The sequence below is a fragment of the Saccharothrix isguenensis genome, assembly GCF_052936305.1.
In genome coordinates this window covers 3,335,429-3,353,828 of sequence record NZ_CP193626.1, presented here as the reverse complement: position 1 = coordinate 3,353,828, position 18,400 = coordinate 3,335,429, and the positions used below count along the sequence as shown (strand labels likewise).

At 73.9% G+C, this 18,400-nt stretch carries 12 protein-coding genes; 6 read left to right on the top strand and 6 right to left on the bottom strand.

Annotated elements, in window-relative coordinates; translation table 11 throughout:
• Positions 1-224: 224 nt before the first annotated feature.
• The 3 genes from ACRAKI_RS15595 (at position 225) to ACRAKI_RS15585 (ending at position 2,450) form a co-directional block, all read left to right on the top strand.
• Positions 225-839, top strand: a complete 615-nt coding sequence (locus tag ACRAKI_RS15595) for a GNAT family N-acetyltransferase (protein WP_447007800.1) — start codon at positions 225-227, stop codon at positions 837-839.
• A 141-nt stretch (positions 840-980) separates the two neighbouring features.
• Complete coding sequence (locus ACRAKI_RS15590) at positions 981-1,745, top strand: CPBP family intramembrane glutamic endopeptidase (RefSeq protein ID WP_447007799.1); 765 nt, start codon at positions 981-983, stop codon at positions 1,743-1,745.
• Positions 1,746-1,820: 75 nt separating this feature from the next.
• The gene (locus tag ACRAKI_RS15585; RefSeq protein ID WP_447007798.1) at positions 1,821-2,450 is read left to right on the top strand and encodes a CG0192-related protein; all 630 of its coding nucleotides are present in this window, start codon (positions 1,821-1,823) and stop codon (positions 2,448-2,450) included.
• Here the strand turns inward: ACRAKI_RS15585 and ACRAKI_RS15580 are convergent.
• Positions 2,408-2,974, bottom strand: coding sequence for a GNAT family N-acetyltransferase (locus ACRAKI_RS15580; RefSeq protein WP_447007797.1), 567 nt, complete (start codon positions 2,972-2,974; stop codon positions 2,408-2,410). The two genes, ACRAKI_RS15585 and ACRAKI_RS15580, sit on opposite strands and share 43 nt — an antisense overlap.
• A 95-nt stretch (positions 2,975-3,069) precedes the next feature.
• Between ACRAKI_RS15580 and trpB the strand changes: the two genes are divergently transcribed.
• From trpB to ACRAKI_RS15565, 3 genes are read left to right on the top strand one after another with little or no spacing between them, the layout of a single operon-like run.
• A complete protein-coding gene (gene trpB, locus ACRAKI_RS15575; RefSeq protein ID WP_447007796.1) occupies positions 3,070-4,284 on the top strand; it encodes a tryptophan synthase subunit beta in 1,215 nt (404 codons plus the stop codon).
• Positions 4,281-5,087, top strand: a complete 807-nt coding sequence (trpA, locus tag ACRAKI_RS15570) for a tryptophan synthase subunit alpha (RefSeq protein ID WP_447007795.1) — start codon at positions 4,281-4,283, stop codon at positions 5,085-5,087. Before trpB ends, trpA begins: the two co-directional genes overlap by 4 nt.
• A 22-nt stretch (positions 5,088-5,109) precedes the next feature.
• The gene (locus tag ACRAKI_RS15565; RefSeq protein ID WP_447007794.1) at positions 5,110-5,898 is read left to right on the top strand and encodes a GntR family transcriptional regulator; all 789 of its coding nucleotides are present in this window, start codon (positions 5,110-5,112) and stop codon (positions 5,896-5,898) included.
• A gap of 132 nt (positions 5,899-6,030) precedes the next feature.
• Here ACRAKI_RS15565 and ACRAKI_RS15560 read toward each other — a convergent pair whose 3' ends face one another.
• The 5 genes from ACRAKI_RS15560 to ACRAKI_RS15540 are packed head-to-tail and all read right to left on the bottom strand — an operon-like array spanning position 6,031 to position 18,166.
• Positions 6,031-7,821: a hypothetical protein gene (locus tag ACRAKI_RS15560; RefSeq protein WP_447007793.1), complete on the bottom strand. Its 1,791-nt coding sequence runs from the start codon at positions 7,819-7,821 to the stop codon at positions 6,031-6,033.
• Entirely contained in the window at positions 7,818-11,270 is a 3,453-nt protein-coding gene (locus ACRAKI_RS15555; protein ID WP_447007792.1) for a DUF5682 family protein, read from the bottom strand. The genes ACRAKI_RS15560 and ACRAKI_RS15555 overlap by 4 nt, the downstream gene beginning before the upstream one ends.
• On the bottom strand, positions 11,251-12,441 hold the full coding sequence (locus tag ACRAKI_RS15550; protein WP_447007791.1) for an ATP-binding protein: 1,191 nt from the start codon (positions 12,439-12,441) through the stop codon (positions 11,251-11,253). The genes ACRAKI_RS15555 and ACRAKI_RS15550 overlap by 20 nt, the downstream gene beginning before the upstream one ends.
• On the bottom strand, positions 12,438-17,309 hold the full coding sequence (locus tag ACRAKI_RS15545; RefSeq protein ID WP_447007790.1) for a hypothetical protein: 4,872 nt from the start codon (positions 17,307-17,309) through the stop codon (positions 12,438-12,440). The genes ACRAKI_RS15550 and ACRAKI_RS15545 overlap by 4 nt, the downstream gene beginning before the upstream one ends.
• Positions 17,306-18,166 carry a DUF4132 domain-containing protein gene (locus ACRAKI_RS15540; RefSeq protein ID WP_447007789.1) on the bottom strand — a complete coding sequence of 287 codons (861 nt, stop codon included), beginning with the start codon at positions 18,164-18,166 and terminating at the stop codon, positions 17,306-17,308. Before ACRAKI_RS15540 ends, ACRAKI_RS15545 begins: the two co-directional genes overlap by 4 nt.
• Positions 18,167-18,400 lie beyond the last annotated feature (234 nt).

The window sequence follows — 18,400 nt, the reverse complement described above, 5'->3', positions numbered from 1 at the left end:
GTCAGTCCCGAACACCGCGTGAGTCCGACGTCCGCGTCACGTGAGTCCTCCGTCCAGGACCCCCGGGTTCAACGCTCAGAACACGTGGCCGCCCGACGGGCGGCCGAACACGCGTGGCGAAAACAGCTTCCTCCCGGGGTGCCCGTGCAGGAGAGTTAGGCGTGGTGGCTTGGGTCTTCCCGGCTGCCGGGCCACGGTCGCGGTGACGTCCAGGGAGATCGCCAGTGAGCACACCATCCACCGCGCAAGGGGACGAGCGGCCGAACACGGGCGGCGCGATCGTGCTGCGGGGCCGTTGGCCGGAGGATGCGGTGATCCGCACGGCGCGGTTGCGGGTGACACCGGTGCGGGTCGGGCACGCCGAGGAGATGGCGGCCGTGCTGGGTGATCCGGCGCTGTACTCGATCATCGGCGGTGCGCCGCCGAGCGTCGCCGAACTGGCGGCGCGGTACCTGCGGTGGGAACGGCCGTCGTCCGATGACGGGAGTGAAGGCCGGCTGAACTGGGTCGTGCGGCGGAGTGAGGACGAGGTCGCGGTCGGCACCGTGCAGGCGACCACGACGATCGGCGTGAACGGCCTGGTCGCGGAGGTGGCGTGGGTCGTCGGAGTGCCGTTCCAGGGGTTCGGCTACGCCACGGAGTCGGCCGCGGGGGTGGTCGGTTGGCTGGTCGGACGCGGGGCGAGGGCCGTGCACGCCCACATCGCGCCCGAGCACCCGGCCAGCGAGGCGGTCGCGCGGCGCATCGGGATGCGCGCCTCCGGGGAGTTCCGCGACGACGGCGAACAGCGGTGGCGCCTGCACGCGTTGTCGTCGTGGGCGGATCGCGCGTCGGGCTAGCTCGCGTCGGGCCGGCTCGGGTCGCGCAGGCTTCCAGCGCCGCGCATCGACGACCGGCGCACGACCTGCCGCGCACGAACGACACCCGCGCGGAGCGGTGGTTCGAGTTGACCGGACGGTCGTCACGGGTTATCCACGGTTGTGACCGATGACGAGAGCCAGCCGCGGCCGTCCGGTGTCGTCCCGGCCGGGGGCCTGCGGGTCGGGCTGACGCTGGTGGCCGTGTTCCTCGCCGGGCAGCTGGCGATGGTGGTCATGTCGGTGCTCGTGCTGCTGGCGTTCGGCACGCCAGACCTGGCCCTGATGTCGGACGGCGGACTCCTGGCGGTGCTCACCCTGCCGACCGCGCTGGGCGCGGTCGTGGCCTTCCTCGGCGTGGCCCGGTGGGGTCGCGGGCCGAAGGCCGGGCGGGCACCGCGTGAGCTGGCGGTCCGCTGGAACGGCAAGGACGTCGGGATCGGGCTGGCGTTCGGGGTGGGCGGGTTGGTGCTCACGCTGCCCGCGGCGGCGTTGTGGGCGGCGTGGGTGGGCGCCGAACGGGCGAACTCCGCGGTCGGCGACGTGTTCGCCGGTCGGGAGCTGGGACTGGCGGCGGCCGTCGTGACGTTCCTCGCGGTGTGGCTGCTGGCGCCGATCGGCGAGGAGGTGCTGTTCCGGGGCGTGCTGTGGCGCGCGCTCGAACACTGGGGCCTCAACCGCTGGGTCGTGTTCGCGGTGACCAGCCTGGCGTTCTCCTTCGCGCACCTCGAACTGCTGCGCACGCCGCTGCTGCTGGTGCTGTCGATCCCCATCGGCCTGGCCCGGATGTACACCGGCAACCTGCTCGCGGCCGTCGTCGCGCACCAGGTGAACAACTTCCTCCCCGCCGTCGCCCTCCTCCTGTCCACCACCGGCGCCCTGCCGTGACGACGGCCGGCTCATGCGCGACCCGAGCGTGAACGACCCGGCAGCTCATCCTGATCACGCGACTACGATGGGCGCATGGCCCTGATCCACCCCGCCACGCTGCGGCCCACGAAGCTCGAACTGCTGTCCGGCCGGCTGCCCGGCGGCGGCCGGCACACCGCTCCGGCGGGCGAGGTGACGCGAGTGGCGGCCTACCGCTTCGACGACCCGGCCGGCGAGGTCGGGATCGAGACGTTGCTGGTCCGCGTCGGCGACGGCCCCGTGCACCAGGTGCCCCTCACCTACCGCGACGCGCCCCTGGACAGTGCCGACGAGTGGCTGGTGGGCACCACCGAGCACTCGGTGCTGGGCAAGCGCTGGGTCTACGACGCGGTCGGCGACCCGGTGTACGCCGCCGCCCTGGCGAGCGCGATCCTCGCGGGCACCGGTCAGGCCGAGCAGTTCGTGCAGGTCGACGACCGACTCGTACCCCGCGACCCCGACATGGGCATCGAGAGCAGCGCGGCGCGGGGCACGGAGGCGCCGGCTGCGGGCGCGTTCGAGGGCGTGATCCAGGGCGATCCGACGCTGATCGTGACGGCCGCCGTCGAGCTGGCCGTGATCCGCAGCCTCGACGCCGGCGCCGAACTGACGGGGACGGTCCTGACCGGCACCTGGCCCGGTCAGGAGACGCCGGTGCCGCTGGCGTCCGCGACGCTGCGCTGAAGACGCCGGACGGTCGGCGAACCGTCGACCCGCTGGGCCAGCAGCTGCCCCGGCCAGGACTTGACCGTGAACGGTTCGACCGGCTCGAACCCGTTGCGGCGGTAGTAGTCGACCAGCCGGCCGTCCGAGCCCGCGTAGCAGTCCACCCGCAGCAGCCCGACGCCCGCGCGCCGCGCCTCCTCACGGGCGTGGGACAGGAGCGCGCTGCCCACGCCGAGCCCGCCGAACGCCCGTGACGTCACCAGCAGCGTCACGTAGACCTCCGGTTCGTCGACCGGGGTGACGTACCGGGGCGGCTCGGGGGCGAGGGTCATGGCGCCCGCCGGCTCACCGTCGACCTCGGCGATCCACGCCGTGCCCGAACGGATCTTCTCGGCGATGGACTCGACCCGTTCCGGCCGGTCCGAGAACGGCTCGCTCCCCCACTGCCCGGTCCGGCCCGCGGCTGCCAGCCACGCCACCGCGCTGTCCAGCATCGCCATGATCGCGGACAGGTCGCCCAGGTCGCCTCGACGAATCTCCACCCCGGCACGGTAACCGCCGGTCGAGGCCGATAACCCACCAATGCGTGAACGGGCTGCGGAGACGGACGGGTGCTACCACTTGCTTCTCGCGACGGATGAGTTCTAGAGTTCTAGATGTGTTCACCCCAGTCAGCGCCGGCGCCATGCGCGCACCCGATGCCGCCGGTCGGTTCGGAAGGTTCGGCGGGCGATACCTGCCCGAAGCACTCATGCCCGCCGCCAAGGCGGTCGAGGCGTCGTTCCGCGAGGCGTGGTCCGACGCCGCGTTCACCACGGAGTACCGACGACTGCTCGCGACCTACGTGGGTCGGCCGACGCCGTTGACCGAGTGCGCCCGCTTGTCCGAGGCACTGGGCGTGCGCGTGCTGCTGAAACGGGAAGACCTCGCGCACACCGGGTCGCACAAGATCAACAACGTGCTGGGCCAGGCGCTGCTCGCGCAGCGGATGGGCAAGCGCAAGCTGATCGCCGAGACCGGGGCGGGCCAGCACGGCGTGGCCACCGCGACCGCCGCGGCGCTGCTCGGCCTGGCCTGCACCGTCTACATGGGACGGACGGACGTGCGACGGCAGGAGCTGAACGTCTTCCGGATGGAGCTGCTCGGCGCCGAAGTGGTGCCGGTCACGTCGGCGAACGGCGTCGGCACGTTGAAGGAGGCCACCAACGGCGCGCTGCGCGCGTGGGTGAACGAGACCGAGGCCGCGCACTACTGCGTGGGTTCCACCATGGGCCCGCACCCCTACCCGTGGATGGTGCGCGAGTTCCAGCGCGTCATCGGCGACGAAGCCCGCGCCCAGTGCGCCGACCGGCTGGCCACCGCCGTGCCGGACGTCGTGGTGGCGTGCGTCGGCGGCGGGTCGAACGCGGCGGGCACGTTCGCCGGGTTCGTGGACACCCCCGCCCGGCTGGTCGGCGTCGAAGCGGCCGGTGGCAGCGCGGTGGACAAGGGCAAGCTCGGCGTGCTGCACGGGTTCATGTCGCACTTCCTGCAGGACGACGACAGCCAGGTCCTCGAAGCGCACTCGATCTCGGCCGGGCTCGACTACCCGGGCGTCGGCCCGGAACACGTGCACCTCGCCTCGACCGGCCGCGCGCACTACACGAGCGTCACCGACGAGCAGGCGTTGCGGGCGTTGAAGCTGGTGACCAGGACGGAGGGCATCCTCCCCGCGCTGGAATCCGCGCACGCGCTGGCGTGGGTGGTCGACGCCGCCGCGACCGGTGAGCTGGAGGCCGGGTCGACGGTGCTGGTCACGTTGTCGGGCCGCGGTGACAAGGACATCCACCAGATCAGGGAGCACCTCCGATGAGCGTCGCCGTGGCCACGTTGGAACACCACTTGCGGACGGCCCGCGCCGACGGGCGTCGGCTGCTGATCCCGTACGTCATGGCGGGGGTCGTGCCGGACTGGTTGGACCTGGTGCGCGGCGCGGCGGAGGCCGGGGCGGACGCGGTCGAGATCGGGTTGCCGTTCTCCGACCCCATGCTGGACGGGCCGACCGTGCAGCAGGCCGCCGCGCTGGCCACCGGTCGTGGCGGACGGCCCAGGCCGCTGCTCGACTCGTTGGCGGGGCTGGAGGTCGGGGTGCCGCTGGTGGTGATGACGTATGCGAACGTGGCGATGACGTTGACACCCGAACGAGGTGTGGGCGGGTTCGTCGACTACCTGGCCGGCGTCGGGGTGCGTGGCGTGATCGTGCCGGACCTGCCGCTGGAGGAGTCGGCGGAGTACTTGGCGCGGGCGGCGGAGGCCGACGTCGCGGCGGTGCTGCTGGCCGCGCCCGCGTGCGACGACGGGCGGTGCCGGGAGATCGCGCGGGCGTCGTCCGGGTTCGTGTACAGCATGAGTTCGATGCGCGTCACCGGTGAACGCTCCGCCCTCTCCACGACCGCCCGGGAGGCGGCGCGGCGGCTCAAGGGGATGACGGACTTGCCGGTGGTGACGGGTTTCGGCATCTCCACGGTCGCGCACGCGGTGGAGGCCTGTGCGGACGCCGACGGTGTGGTGGTCGGCTCGGCGTTCATGCGGATGCTCGTCGACGGCGCGCCGGTCGCCGAGGTCGTGGACGCGGTGGCCGCGTTCCGCCGGGCGCTATCCTCGGCCGGGGGTTGACCGAGGTCGGGAGTTTCCACCGGTGGACGACGGGCGGCGCACGGGCCGCGAGTACGAGACGCGCGTGCCCAAGTACCTGGCGATCTACCGGGTGCTGGCCGACCGGATCGTGGACGGGCGGTACCCGGTGGACTCGCCGCTGCCGGCTCAGCGGGAGCTGGTCGAGGAGTTCGACGTCTCGCTGATGACCGTGCGCCAGGCGATCCGGGCGTTGGAGTCGGACGGGCTGCTGGAGACGCGGCACGGGGTGGGGACGTTCGTGCGGCGGCCTTCGTTCTCGTACGGGTTGACCGGGTTGCGGAGCCTGTCGCAGGACTTGGTCGAGCAGGGGATCGAGTTGGAGACCGAGGTGCTGGACTCCGGGCTCGTCGTGCCGCCGGCGGACGTGGGCGCGCGGCTCGGCCTGCCGGAAGGTGGCCGGGTGCTGGCGGTCGAACGGCTGCGCAGCACCCGCACCGCCGGCGCTTCGGTTCCGCTGCTGTTGCAGACGTCCTACCTGCCGGAGGATATCGGGTCGCGGATCGGCGTCGAGCCCTTGCGCCACCAGTCCCTCTACCAGGTCCTGGCGGACGTCGGCAGTCCGGTGCGGCAGGCCAGCGAGACGATCCAGGCCGTCGCCCTGACCGCGCAGCAGGCTGCGGCGCTCCACCGCGAGCCCGGTTCACCGGCCCTGCTGAGCTGCCGCCTGAGCCGCGGCGAAACCGGCACCCCCCTGGTGGACGACCGCGCCCTCCTGGTCGGTGACACCGTCATCACCGCCGAACGCGCCACCACCGGCACCAACCTCGCCTACGAACACCTCCCCCACTAACCCGCGAGCCCTCCACTCACACACCGCGAGTCCTCCGGTCAGGCACCGCGAGCCCACCAGACAGATCGCCGTGCCGGTCGTGCGCGGTCGTGAGCGTGGGGTTCGGGGTGTCCGAGTGGAGGACTCGCGGGGTTAGGGGTGGGTGGCGGTCAGCCAGGCTTGACGAGCGGCGGCACGGGTGAACTCGCGGACGTGCAGGCCGGCGCGCAACCAGGCGAACGGGAAGTCGTCACCGGCGTCGCGGACGACCCGGCCGAACGCGTCACGGCCACGGTCGCGCGACGCGGCGGCCAGGTCGGCCAGCACGTCGGCGGTGGCGGTGAGGCCGGTTCGGGTCAGGGCGGCGATGTCACGGTCGGCCGACGAGATGGCTGCCACGGTTCGGCCTCCCAGTGCCACCCGGTGCACGACGTTCTCCAGCGGACGAACGGGGCGGGGGACGCGCTCGGTCGGTTCCGGGCGAGGCGGCAGCTCACCGGTGCCGTCCCCGACGACGTGCGAGCGTTGGATCCGGTCCAGGCCGAGGTCGACGTGGTGCCGGAGGTCCGCGGGCAGGTCGAGATCACCGGCGACGGCGAGCGCGACGGCCGTGCCGGGACGGTCGGGCAGCAGTCGGGCGACGAAACGCAGCCGCACACCGGCCGCCCCCGCGAGCACACGCAGGTTGTCCCTGGCCCGCTCACCCCTGCCGACCAGGTCCACATCGGCCGCGTTCGTGGCCACCCGCAACGCGCCACCCGCCGCGCCGAGCACGGTCGCGTCCAGGAACAGCAGGTCCGCGCCGGCCGGGCGGTCGGCCTCGGATCGGGCGTTGGCCTGGAAGGCGCGCGACACCTGCTCCGACAACGGCTGCGCCCACAGGCCGGCCGACGGCGGCTCGTCCCAGGACCCGGCGGACGCGGACACGGCACGGACGTTCTTGCCCGCGCCGAGCCGGTGGTCGGGTGACGCGGTGCCGCCGGACAGGAGCAGGCCGGCGCGTCCCAGCTCACGCTGGCTCAGCCCGGACTCGCCGATCGCCACGGGACCGCTCGCGGCGGCGGCGATCCGTTCCGCACCACCGGGCATGATCGCCGGAACGGTCCACAGCACGCCGCCGTCGTCCACGAGGTGCGTGACGACGCCGCTGTAGCCGGAACCGCTGATGACCACCTCGGTGCACAGACCGTACAGGCGGAGAGAGCCGATAGGCCGGTACTCGCGCCGGGCGGTGCCACGCAGTTCGGCCACCGGACCGGTGCCCGTGCGCAGGTCGTGGCACAGGAGCATCAGGTCGACCAGGTCGGCGGTGAGCACTCCCCGGTCGAACGACGAGTCTCCGGCCCGTGCGGCGGCCAGGGCGGCGGCGATCCGCAGACCGTTCGCCGACGCCCGGTACAGCCCGGCCACGCGTGCGGTGTGCACGGCGCGCAGCAGCTCGGCCCGCACCACCGCGCCGCTGCCGGTGGCTCCTGCCCGGAGCACCGTCCCGCACGCCTGCCACAGCGCCGCCGCTGCCGCGCGTTCGCTGTCGGACGCGGGCTCGGTGTCGGCTTCCACCGGCGCGGCGGACACGTCCGGCACGGCCTCGGGAACAGCGCCACCGGACACAGCGCCATCAGGCACAGCTCCGCCGGACACAACATCGCCGGCCGCAGCGTCGGAGGCGATGTCGGCCGCGGCGACGGCTATGCCCCGGTGCAGGCACTTCGGCGCGAGCAGGCAGCTGCACGCCAGGTCGTCGGCCGACGTGAGCGCACCACCGCGCAAGGTCCACGTCAACGCGGTCTCGGGATCGAGCGCGGCACGCGCCGTGTCGCCGTCGACGGTCACCGTCCAGTCGGCGACACGGGCCAGCGACGCGTCGACCCGTTTCCTGAGCCGGGGCGGCAAGGCGTCGAGCACATCGGCCACCACCGCAGGAGAAATCGGGGGCACGGTCATCCGCGCACCTTCTCCCCCACCCATCGCGCCAGCTCCTGCGGGCTCAGCGCGGCGACCGGCATCCCGGCCGCGACCAGCGCGCCCGCTACCGACGTGGAGTAGCGGGCGACGCCGCGGTCGTCGAGGCTCGCGCAGCCGAGCACGGTCACCCCGGAGGTGACCAGTTCCCGGACCTGCCCGACGAGCGGCCCGACCGGACCGCCCTCCTCGAAATCGCTGACCAGTACCACCATCGTCCTCTCCGGAACGGTCACGAGGGAACGGGCATGACGCAAAGCTCCCGCGATGTGGGTGCCACCCCCGACCCGAACCTCCAGCAGCAACGACAACGGGTCCGCCACCCGGTCGGTCAAGTCCACGACCTCCGTCGAGAACGCCAGGAAGTGCGTGGACAGCGCGGGCACCCCGGCGAACACGGAGGCGGTCAGCGCGGACCACACCGTGGAGGCCTCCATCGACCCGGACACGTCCACCACCAGCACCAGCCGCCAGTCGCTCGACCGCCGTCCTCTGGTGCGGAACACCGGGCGTTCCGGCACGACCACCACCCGCCCGGTGGCGTCACGCCGCGCGGTGGCGAGGTTGGCGCGCAGGGTGCGCGGCAGGTCCAGCCGACCGCCGGGACGACGGGTCGGCACCGGCAACTGGATTCCGGTCAGCGCCGGCCGCATGCGGTTGGCCAGCTGAGCGGTCAGCTCCCGCACCAGCCGCGCCACCAACGGCCGCAGCCGCGCCAACGCCGACTCCGACAACCCGCCGGCCAATGACAGGACGTTCCGCAGCAACTCCACCGAGGGCCGCACCGAGCCGGGGTCGATCTCCAGCGCCGCCTCCAGCCGCCCGCCCTCCGCCGCCGCGGCCAGCACTTCCTCCCGGACGTGGTCGCCGAACAGGTCCCGCAGCTCCTCGGACCACTCCCGCACGTCGGGGAACGGGCTGGTGCGGTCGGCTCCCAGATCACCGGACAGCGCGCCCTCGCCACGGTCACGCCCGTACAACTCGTCCAGCGCGGCGGCATAGCGCCCGGCACCCGCCGGCCGTTCACCACTCGCCCCGAGCACCAGCCGCCACCGAACCGCCGCGTGCAACGTGCCCGACGACGTCACCACGACCGTGGGAGGCACGTCGGCCACGGCACGTTCACCGTGTTCGAGCTCCAGGCCGTGGGCGCGCAGGGCGTCCACGGCTGCCTGCTCGGCGGCCAACCACACCGCCAGCAGCTCGGGGTCGGGGGCGCCCACGGCGTCGACCCGCTCGCCCGTGCGTTCCTCCACGACCGCCAGCACCCGGGCCCGAGCCGCCGGACCGACCGAGGTGAACGCCCCGCGCAACGCCGGCAGCCGGTCCAGGAAATCCCGGTCCGCCAAGCTCTCCACCCGGTCCAGCAACGGCGACAGCGCTTCCGGTGTCTCCAGCAACGGCCCGGCCGCCGCGAGCACCCCGGTCAGCCCCCGCCGCAGCACATCCCGCCGCTCAGGGGTGCCGGCGCGGTCCAGCCACGACGCCACCCGCTCCCCCAACGCCGCCGGCGGCACCAGCCCGAGCAGCACCCGCGCCGCCCCGGCCGCGCCGGCGATCAGCGGCGCACCCTCGTCGGCCAGCCGCCGCAGGCAGGACGAGAGCCGCATCCCGTGCACCTCGTGGCGCTGCCCCAACTCCACCAGCGCCCGCGCGTCCGCGACGTCCTCCGACCCGGCGAGCCCGTCGAGCTGGGCCACCGCCGCCGTCTCCAGCTCCCGCGCGAGCAGCGGGTGCGCGTCGAGCACGTCGCCGGGCGTCCCGGCCAGGTGACCGGCACGCAACCGGTCGAGGAGGTCCAAGGCGGCCAACAACTCCCGCAGCGTCCCGGCGGACGGCAGCACGGTCGCCGCGTCGCCCAACAACGTGCTCACCAGCTCGGGCAACCCGCAGGAAGCGGCGTCGGCGAGGTCCCTCAGCACGGCGGCCGGCGTGTGTCCGCCCCGCTTCTCGCGGTCGGCGCGCCGGGCGCGCAGCCGACCGGTCGCGGCCAGCTCCAGCGTCGCGCCCCACAACCCGGCGACCGGCAAGGTGGCCGCCGTCGTCGGGGTCCACGCCACGGTCCACCGGGTGGTGAGCGCGTCGCCGCCGCCGACACCGGTGGTCGCGGTCTCCTCGGCGTACGTCACCCCGAGGACGGTCATCCGCCGCAACGCCACCTCGCGCCGTGCGTCCAGCGCCGACCGCAACGGGTCCAGCCGCAGCGACACCGGCTCCCGCGAGTCCGGGCCGGGCAACCGGAGTGACGCGAGCAACGACTCCACCGCCGGAGCCAGACCGGACCGGGGCGTGCCGGGCGCGAGCAGCCCCGTGCGGTGCCCCACCAGCACGTCCCCGGCGGCCCTCGCCACGACCCGACCGCGCCCCAACGGCTCGGCGTGGGTCAGCACGGTCTGCACCGCCTCCACCACCTCGCCCCGTCCGGGCGCGGGCAGACCGCGCAGCCGGGCCAGGTCGACCGCGAGCCGCAACGCTTCCCGCGCCTCACCCGGACCGGCGGGGTGGCCGAGTTCCCGGACCCGGACGCAGATCCGCACGATCACCGACGCGGCGGCGGCCTCCACCGCGTCCGGGTCACCGGCCGCCTCCAGCACGGCCTGCTGCCACTCGGGGTCGCGGATGCCCGCCGGGTAGCCGGACCGCTCGTCCAGCAGCCCGAACCCGTACGGCACCAACGACGTGACGACGTCCGCCTTCGGCACGGGCGAGTCGTCGACCGGCCCGTCCAGCAGCGCCGCCGCGTGGAACGACCCGATCACGGCCGCGCACCGGCGTCCGTCCGCACGCTGGACCGCGCGCCGCATCCACGCCTCCCGGCGCAGGTCGAACGGGTCCACCCCGCCGTCCTCGGCGTCCCGGCGCAACGCCCAGCCGACCAGCAAGGCCGCCCGCCGCACCGCTTCGGCGGTCTGGCCCGGCGCGGCGGCCTCCACCAGCCGGTCCCACAGGTCGTCGCCGTCACGGCCGGTGGTCGCCCGGCGCAACGCGTCCGTCAGCGGTGACGCGCCCTGCTTCCCACCCCGGTGCCCGTCAGCGCGCGAGGCGATCGGCAGGTCGCACGGGCGGACCTCCACGCCGTTCCGGTACGCCCACCGGATCGCGGCCAACTCGGGCGAGAAATCCGCGAACGGGTAGAACGCCAGGCGACCGTCGGGGGACGCGCCGGACAACGCGACCGGCGCGACCAGGTCCGGATCGGCCAGGAACGGCAGCCACTCCCCCAACTCCTCGGGCAGCTCCACCAGCAGCACCTCGGGCGCGAACGCCTCCAGCAGCGCGGGCATCACACCGGCGAGCGCGGGCGAGTGGTGCCGCACCCCGATCAGGTGCGGCACGTCGTGCTCGGCCAGCCGGTCCGCCAAGCCGTCCGCGGGGCGATTCGCGAGGCCGTCCGCCAGGCCGTTCGCGAGGTCAGGCGTCGAGGACGTCACGGAGTTCCCACAGCCGTCGCCAGGTGCGCGCGCCCGACTCGGCCCGCCGCCGCACCGCACCGTCCCAGTAGCCGAGCAGCCGGACCGCGTCGGACGGGTCGTCCTTGCGGACCACGCCCAGCAAGTGGCCGGGCAGCAACGACAACGGGTCGCGGTCGCCGGGGAAGTACGCGTCGGCCAGGCCGAGCGAGGTGGCGACCGACACCGCCTCCGCCGTGCTCATCACGGTGGACGGCCGCTCGACCGCCCAGCCCTCCTCGGACACCCCGTTGCGCAGGTCGCGGAACGCGGTGACCAGCACTTCCAGCACCACGTCGTCCACCTTGAAAGGCGCGCTGACCCGTGCCATCGCGGCACTTGCCTGCCGCCGCACCAAGGCGGTCTCGGCGGCCAGGTCGCCGATCGGTCCGACGGCCTCGAAGTTGAACCGCCGCTTCAACGCCGCCGACATCTCCGACACGCCCCGGTCCCGGAGGTTCGCGGTGGCGATCACGGTGAAGCCGGGCGCGGCGTGCACGGTCGCCGCGTCCGTGCCGGACAGCTCGGGCACCGCGATCCGCCGGTCGGACAGGATGGACACCAACGCGTCCTGGACCTCGGGCAGGCACCGGGTCACCTCTTCGACCCGCACCACCCCGCCACCGCGCATCGCGTTGAACACCGGTGACGGCACCAGCGCACGCGGGCTCGGCCCTTCGGCCAGCAGCAAGGCGTAGTTCCAGCCGTAGCGCAACTGGTCCTCGGTCGTGCCGGCCGTGCCCTGCACGACGAGCTGGCTGCTGCCGGACACGGCGGCGGCCAGCAGTTCGGACAGCATCGACTTGGCCGTGCCCGGTTCACCGACCAGCAGCAGACCCCGCTCGCCCGCGAGGGTCACCACGGCGCGCTCGACCAGCGCGCGCTCACCGACGAACTTGGGGCTGATCAGCAGCCGGGACGGCACGCCGTCCACCGCGACTCCCTTGGGCAGCGCCAAGGTGTCGCCACTGCCCATCACGAACGTCACCACGGCGCGCGGCGTCAGCCGCCACCCCGGTGGCCGGGGGCCGCTGTCGAAGGCCGCCAGGAACGCCAGCTCCTCGCGGAAGGCGTCCTCGGCCGGTTCGACCTGCCTCGGTCCGACGTCCGCGGGTCCGACCTCTGTGGGCTCGACCTCAGTGGGTGCGGTCACCTGCGTCCTCCGGTCTTCAACTCTTCGTAAGCGGGGGCGTCACCGTCGAGGACCCGCCGCCAGGCGCGCGCGAACAGGTCCGCGACGGGTTCCAGCGGCACGATCGCGCCGGGCCGGCCCGCGGTGTACTCGAACATCGGCGCCTTCCACATCTCCAGCGGCAGGTGCGGCGCCGACAGCGCCAGCCACCCTCCGGGCAGGAACAGCGACCGCCCGGCCCGCGCGCGTTTCGCGGTGAGCACCAAGTCGGTCTCGGCGAGCGCGGCACGGGCCTGCTTCAGCCGGGCGGGCTTCCACCCCGTCCACCTGGCCACGTTCGCGTCGGTGGGATCTGGCAGCGCCAGCAGTTGCAGGTACAGCGCCGCCGCGTCCTCCGGCAACCCGAACCGCTCGGCGGCCTCGGCCACCAACGCGGGCACGGACACCGTCGGGTCCTGGTGGTACGCCGCCGGATCGACGCCATCGAGCACAGGGACACCGCACGCGGCGGTGAGGCGGTCGTCCGCCAGCCGGTCCAGCATCCGCAGCTTGTCCTGCCCGCTCCCGATCATCGCGAGGGCTACCAGCAGCTCCCGGTCGCCCGGCCCGACCAGGCCGGGACGCGCCACCAGCCGGCAGTACTGCTCGCCGACACGGATCAGCTCCAGCCAGCCGTGGTACGCGTAGACCTCGCTCGTGGTGGGCTCGTCGACGTCGAGCAGCGCGCAGACTTTCTCCAGACTGATCCACCGGCCGAGTTCCACGGCGAAACCGGGGTGCGCGACCCGCTGCCGGGCCAGCGACAACGCCTCGGGCAGCCGGGCCCGCAGCGGCGAGCCGGCCGGGAGCCGGTGCGCCAGCCACAGCAGCACCTGCGGCACCGCCCACAGCGCCGGCGGCTGGAACCCGTCGGGGTGACGGGCCTCCAGCGCCGAGCCGGTGAACGTCAGCTCGGCGTCCTTGGTGAGCCACGACGTCAGGTCGGGGTTGAGCACACCCGTCACGTACTCGCCGACTCGCTGCACCTGGACCAGCTTCACCGCGTCCGCCAGCACGTCGTCCGGTACCGGTGACCGCTGCCCGTGCTCGGCGATCCACAACTCGGCGACCGCGTCCACGTCGGGGCCCCGCGTCCACAGGTCGGCCGGATCGGCGGGCACCGCGGCGGCCACCAGGCGGCGGAGGTACCAGCGCGACAGCCCTTGCAGCCGTTCCTTCGCCGCCTTCGCGCCGGCCGCGGACAAGTCGAGCAGCTGCCGTTCGGCGGTGCCGAGGAACTTCGCGCCCCACTGGAGCACGCCGGGCATCCCGGCCAGCAGGACGGTCGCTTCGGCGTTGCTCAGACCCGTGCGCTCCACCAGCGCGGGCACCGCCTCGGGGAACCACGGCGCCGGGCCGCGTTCGGCCAGCACGTCGAGGAACCGGGTGATCCGCTCGCGCGGAAACGGCGTCCGCACCTCGTCGGCGAACTCGACCAGCCAGTCCTTCGGCAGGTGGAAGACACCGGGCGTGCGGCTGAACTGCACGCCGTTGAACCGGCTGCCGGGCTCGTTGCGCCACTGGGTCTCGAACAGGGCGATGAACCCGTCGCGCACCGGCACGACCCGCCCCTTCGGGCTGGACTTCCCCGCGGCCACGACCACGCCGACGGCGCGCCAGTGCCCGGCGGCGTCGGTCAGGCCGCTGTCCGCGACGGCCCGAAGCACGAGCACCAACGCGGCCCGCTGGTCGTCGGGGGTGAGCGGCGACGCGGCGCGGTGCGCCACCGCGGCGAGGTCCGGCAGCGTGGAGAACCAGTTCGGCATCCCCGACTCGGGCAGCTCCCGGCCCACCGGCTCGGCCTGCGCGGCAGTCTCGGCGAGCGCGGCGATCAGCTCGGGCAGCTTGGTCGGCGCATCGCCCAGCGAGTGGCGCGACGAGTAGTTGCCGAACCAGCCGAGCGCGGCGGCGACCTCGTTGTCGGAGATCGACGGCCCGGTGGGCGCGAGGACCGGCTCGACCAGGCGGGCGGCTTCGGCGATCAAGGCGTAGTCGCGGTAGCCGCGCAGCAGTCCGGCGGCGCGGCGCACCACGTCGGCCACGCCGGCGATCAAGCCGGGGTGGGTGAGGCCGGGCAGGGCGGCGGTCACGGCGGCGGCCAGGGCGTCGCGGTCGCCGTGCACCAGCGCGGCCAGCCGTGCGCGCATCGACGGCGGCTTCTCCTGTTGCTCCGCCAGGGCGGCGGCGAGCATGGCGTCCACGGCCTCCCTGGTCACACCGCGCAGGGCGGCGGACCCGGCCTCGTCACGCGGCCGAAGGAGGTGCCACCAGTCGAACGCCGGCACGAGCGGCGTGCCGGTCGCGTACGGCGGGTACTTCGCGGTGGCCGGCACGGAGGCCAACTCGGTGCCGTTGCCGTCGAACAGCACCATCGAGTCGCGTCCGGCCACGGTCAGCTCCGCCCCGCCGGGCAGGCGCAGCACGCCCACCGGGCTCCGGCGACCGCTGGACAGCCGGGCCCGGCGGCCGTCGATGCCCTCACCGGTCCACGAGCCGTCGGCTTCGCAGCGCACGCGCCAGCCGTGCAGGCCGTCCACCGCGCCGAGCGGGCTGCCTTCGGTCGCCGGCAGGGCAGGCCTCAGGTCGCAGTCGTCGAGCGAGAGGGAAGCGCCGTCGGCGGCGAAGTCCTCCACGAACCGGGGCAGGCCGGCCCGTCCGCGCTCGCCGGTGGCCGGGTCGACCTCGAACCAGCGCCACGCGTGCTCGTGGTAGGCCGCGGTCCACACCGTCGTACCGTCACCGTGCGCCGTCTTCGACGTCGGCAGGACCGTGTCGCCGGGGTGGACGGCCCGCCCGCCCTTGAAGCGCGCGCCGCCGGGCAGCGCGATCGACGGCGTGACCGGCTCGCGCCGGTAGTAGTAGGTGTCGCCCTCGCCCACGGCGAACACGCGGTCCGGCGCGTCGCTCCAGTACGCCAACTCGCCGTCCGGCCCCTGCCAGCGCACCAGCAGCACACCGTCGAACCACGACGCGGACGGCTCGCTGTACCGGCCGCGGGCGTCGGCGGGGATGCGGGACACGTGTTCGGCCAGCACACCGTCCGGGCCGACGACCACGAAGGTCTCGCCGCGGCGCAGCACGAGCGCGGGCCAGCCTTCGCCGCACACGACGACACCCGCGTCACGGGACGCGGCGGCGGTCGACGCGGCGGGCTGCGGCACGGCGGCGGACCGCAGCCGCTCGACCGCCTCCTCCAGCGCCGGCCACCCCAGCTCGTCCAGCAGGCCGGCGCGCAACGTGGTGTGCAGGGCGGCGGCGACGTCGGTGGCGGCGATCGACTCGGCCGCCTCCGGCACGTCCACGAACGCCTCGGGCAGGCGCACCACGGTCAGGCGGCGCAGGTCGGCGTCCAGACCCGGCAGGCCGGTGGCGGCGACCGCGGCGGCGCGCGTGGTGATCCACTTGCCCAGCGCGGTGCGCAGACCCGGCACGGTCATCGCGGCGAGCAGCACGTCGACGTCCGCGGTGTCCTTGCGCGACCTGGAGTCGAGGTACGACACGAACCCCGTGCTCAAGGCGGGGCCGAACCACTCGGACGCGGCCAGCGCGGTCAGGTCGCGGTGGCCGGGGTTGTCGTCGGACAGCCAACCGGTGACGTGGAGGTCCGGCTTCCGGTCGTCTTCGGACGTGATCGGCACCCCCCGCGCCACCAGCAGGTCGAGCACGTCCAGGTCGCCCAGCCTCCGGTAGAGCCGCACCCGGACCGGCACACCGTCGGCGACGAGCCGGTCGGCCATCGCCTCCACCAGATCCAGCAGCCGCACGGAACGCCCGACACCCCGCCACGCCGAGCAGCGGACGTTGAGCACCGCCGACAGCCACCCGGCGGGCTCGGCCCGCACCTCGTCCGGCCCGATCAGGGCACGGGTCGCGCCGCACGCCGTGAGGATGTCCAGCCACACGTCGAGCGCGCCGTCCGCGTCGGGCACGAACGACAGCAGCCGGCCGCGCACCTCCGCGTCGTCCGTCGCCAACGCCACCAGCGAGTCCCGGTACGCCTTCCAGAACGCGGTGCCCGCCCGGCTGATCGCGGAGCTGTCGAGGACGCCGCGCAGCAGCCTCGCGTCCTCGGCGCGGAGGTCCCGCCTGGCACCCTTCGCCAACCTCCGCAGGTCTTCCGGCATCCCGGTGTACGGGGGCAGGCCGCCGCGGGTGCGTTCGACGCACAGGGTCAGGAACAACTCGTAGGCCGCGTCGGCGTCGTGCTTGCGGGCCAGGCCCTTGGCGTGGGCGGACAGCGCCTTGGCGGTGAGCGCGCCGGCGAACGCGAACTCCAGGAACACCTCGCGGGTGCGCTCGGGATCCACCGGCAGGTCGTGCACCTCCTCCGCCTCGCGCGCCTTGCCGAACATGCTCGCCGCGTAGGAGGTGTTGCCGTGCTGGAGGAAGATCCGCCCGGCCTGCTCGTAGAACGTGGGCAGGAAGTGCGGCGCGGACCGGCCGAGCATGGCGCCCAGCGCGGTGAAGCCGTCCTTGGCCGAGCCGGCCTTCGACTTGGCCCTGCGGGCCAGGCGTTCGATGTCCTTGACGAGGTTGAGCGCGTGGTGGGCGTTGGCCGGGTCGTGCACCAGCGCCCACGCGGGGAAGCCCAGCGCGCTGCGCCGGCCGGTGCCGACGCCCTCGACCCGTGCGGGCTCGTCGAAGCCGAGGTACTCGCAGGCGAGGTCTTCGGCGCGGCCGAGCACGGCGGGCGCCAGCCGCACCACCACGCGTCCGCCGAGCGCCGGGTGGCTGTAGTGCCGGGCGGTGACCGTGTCGCGGTCCTCGCCGATGTCGGAGGTGCCGGGCAGCACGGCACCCGCCGCGAGCAGGGCGTTCGAGCTCCGCGGGTCGGGGTTCTGGGCGTTCACGGTGCCACCACCGCTTCCTCGACGACGCGACCGGCGTGGATCGCCGACGCCATGCGCATGCCCTCGGACCAGGCGACCGGTCCGACGTCGGCGAGCGGCACCGCGGTTCCGTCCTCCAGCGCCCACGTCAGCCCGCCGGTCCACGACTCGTTCTCGGGGTAGTCCGAGCCGATCCAGTAGCGGGCCTCGACCACCCGGCCGTCCTCGAACGCGGAGTAGACCGCGTCACCGCCGCGGACCGGGTAACCGAGCGTGCGACAGCGACCCAGCGCGTGGTTGAGCTGCGCGAACTTGCCGCCCGCGTAGTCGTCCACGGACCTCTTGCCGGCCACGTCGGCGGGCCGGGTGAACGTCTGCCGGAACAGCTGTTGCACCTTCTGCTCGACGCCCAGCTCCGCGCCGAACTCGCGCAGCTCCTCCAGGTCCTCCAGCAGCACGGGGTGCGGGATGCCCACCACCTCGGGCCGCAGCCGGCGCGTGTCGCCGTCGAGCGTGACGACGCCGAGCCCGCGCTCCGGGTCGGCGTCACGCAGGAAGCCGGTCTCCGGGCCGCTGCCGTCGTCCGCCCTCACCACGAGGTCCCGCAGCACGGCCGCCCACGCGGCGTCCACCCAGACCTCCGCGATCAGCGCCGCGGGCACCGGCAGCGAGCGCACCATCCAGCCGTCCACGGCGGCGAGGCACTCGGCCTCGTGCCGGGACAGCCATTCGGCGAGCTGCCTCAACTGGGAGACCTGGGGATCGTTTTTGAGCGACGCGGGCACCGAGGAGAGCAGCTTTCCCTTGCCGTTGCGGCACTGGACGCGCCCGTTCTCCCCGAGCCGCACCTGGTACCCGGCGGCGTCCAGCCAACCCACGGTTCCTCCTGCGAATCGTTCATGACGGTGTGGGGCAGGAGGCTAGCGACGGGGTCCGACAAAACGATCGGATCGGTGAGTTCGTCGCCTCGCCGTGATCACCGGGAGTGGGTGCCACACCTCAAGCTCTGCCCGATTCAGGTGTGCTGTGACCCGCGTCTCCCTAGCCTTTCGCCATGAGACTGCTGCTGTGGACCGCACTCGCGTGCGCGCCGGCGGTCGAGGGGTCCATGG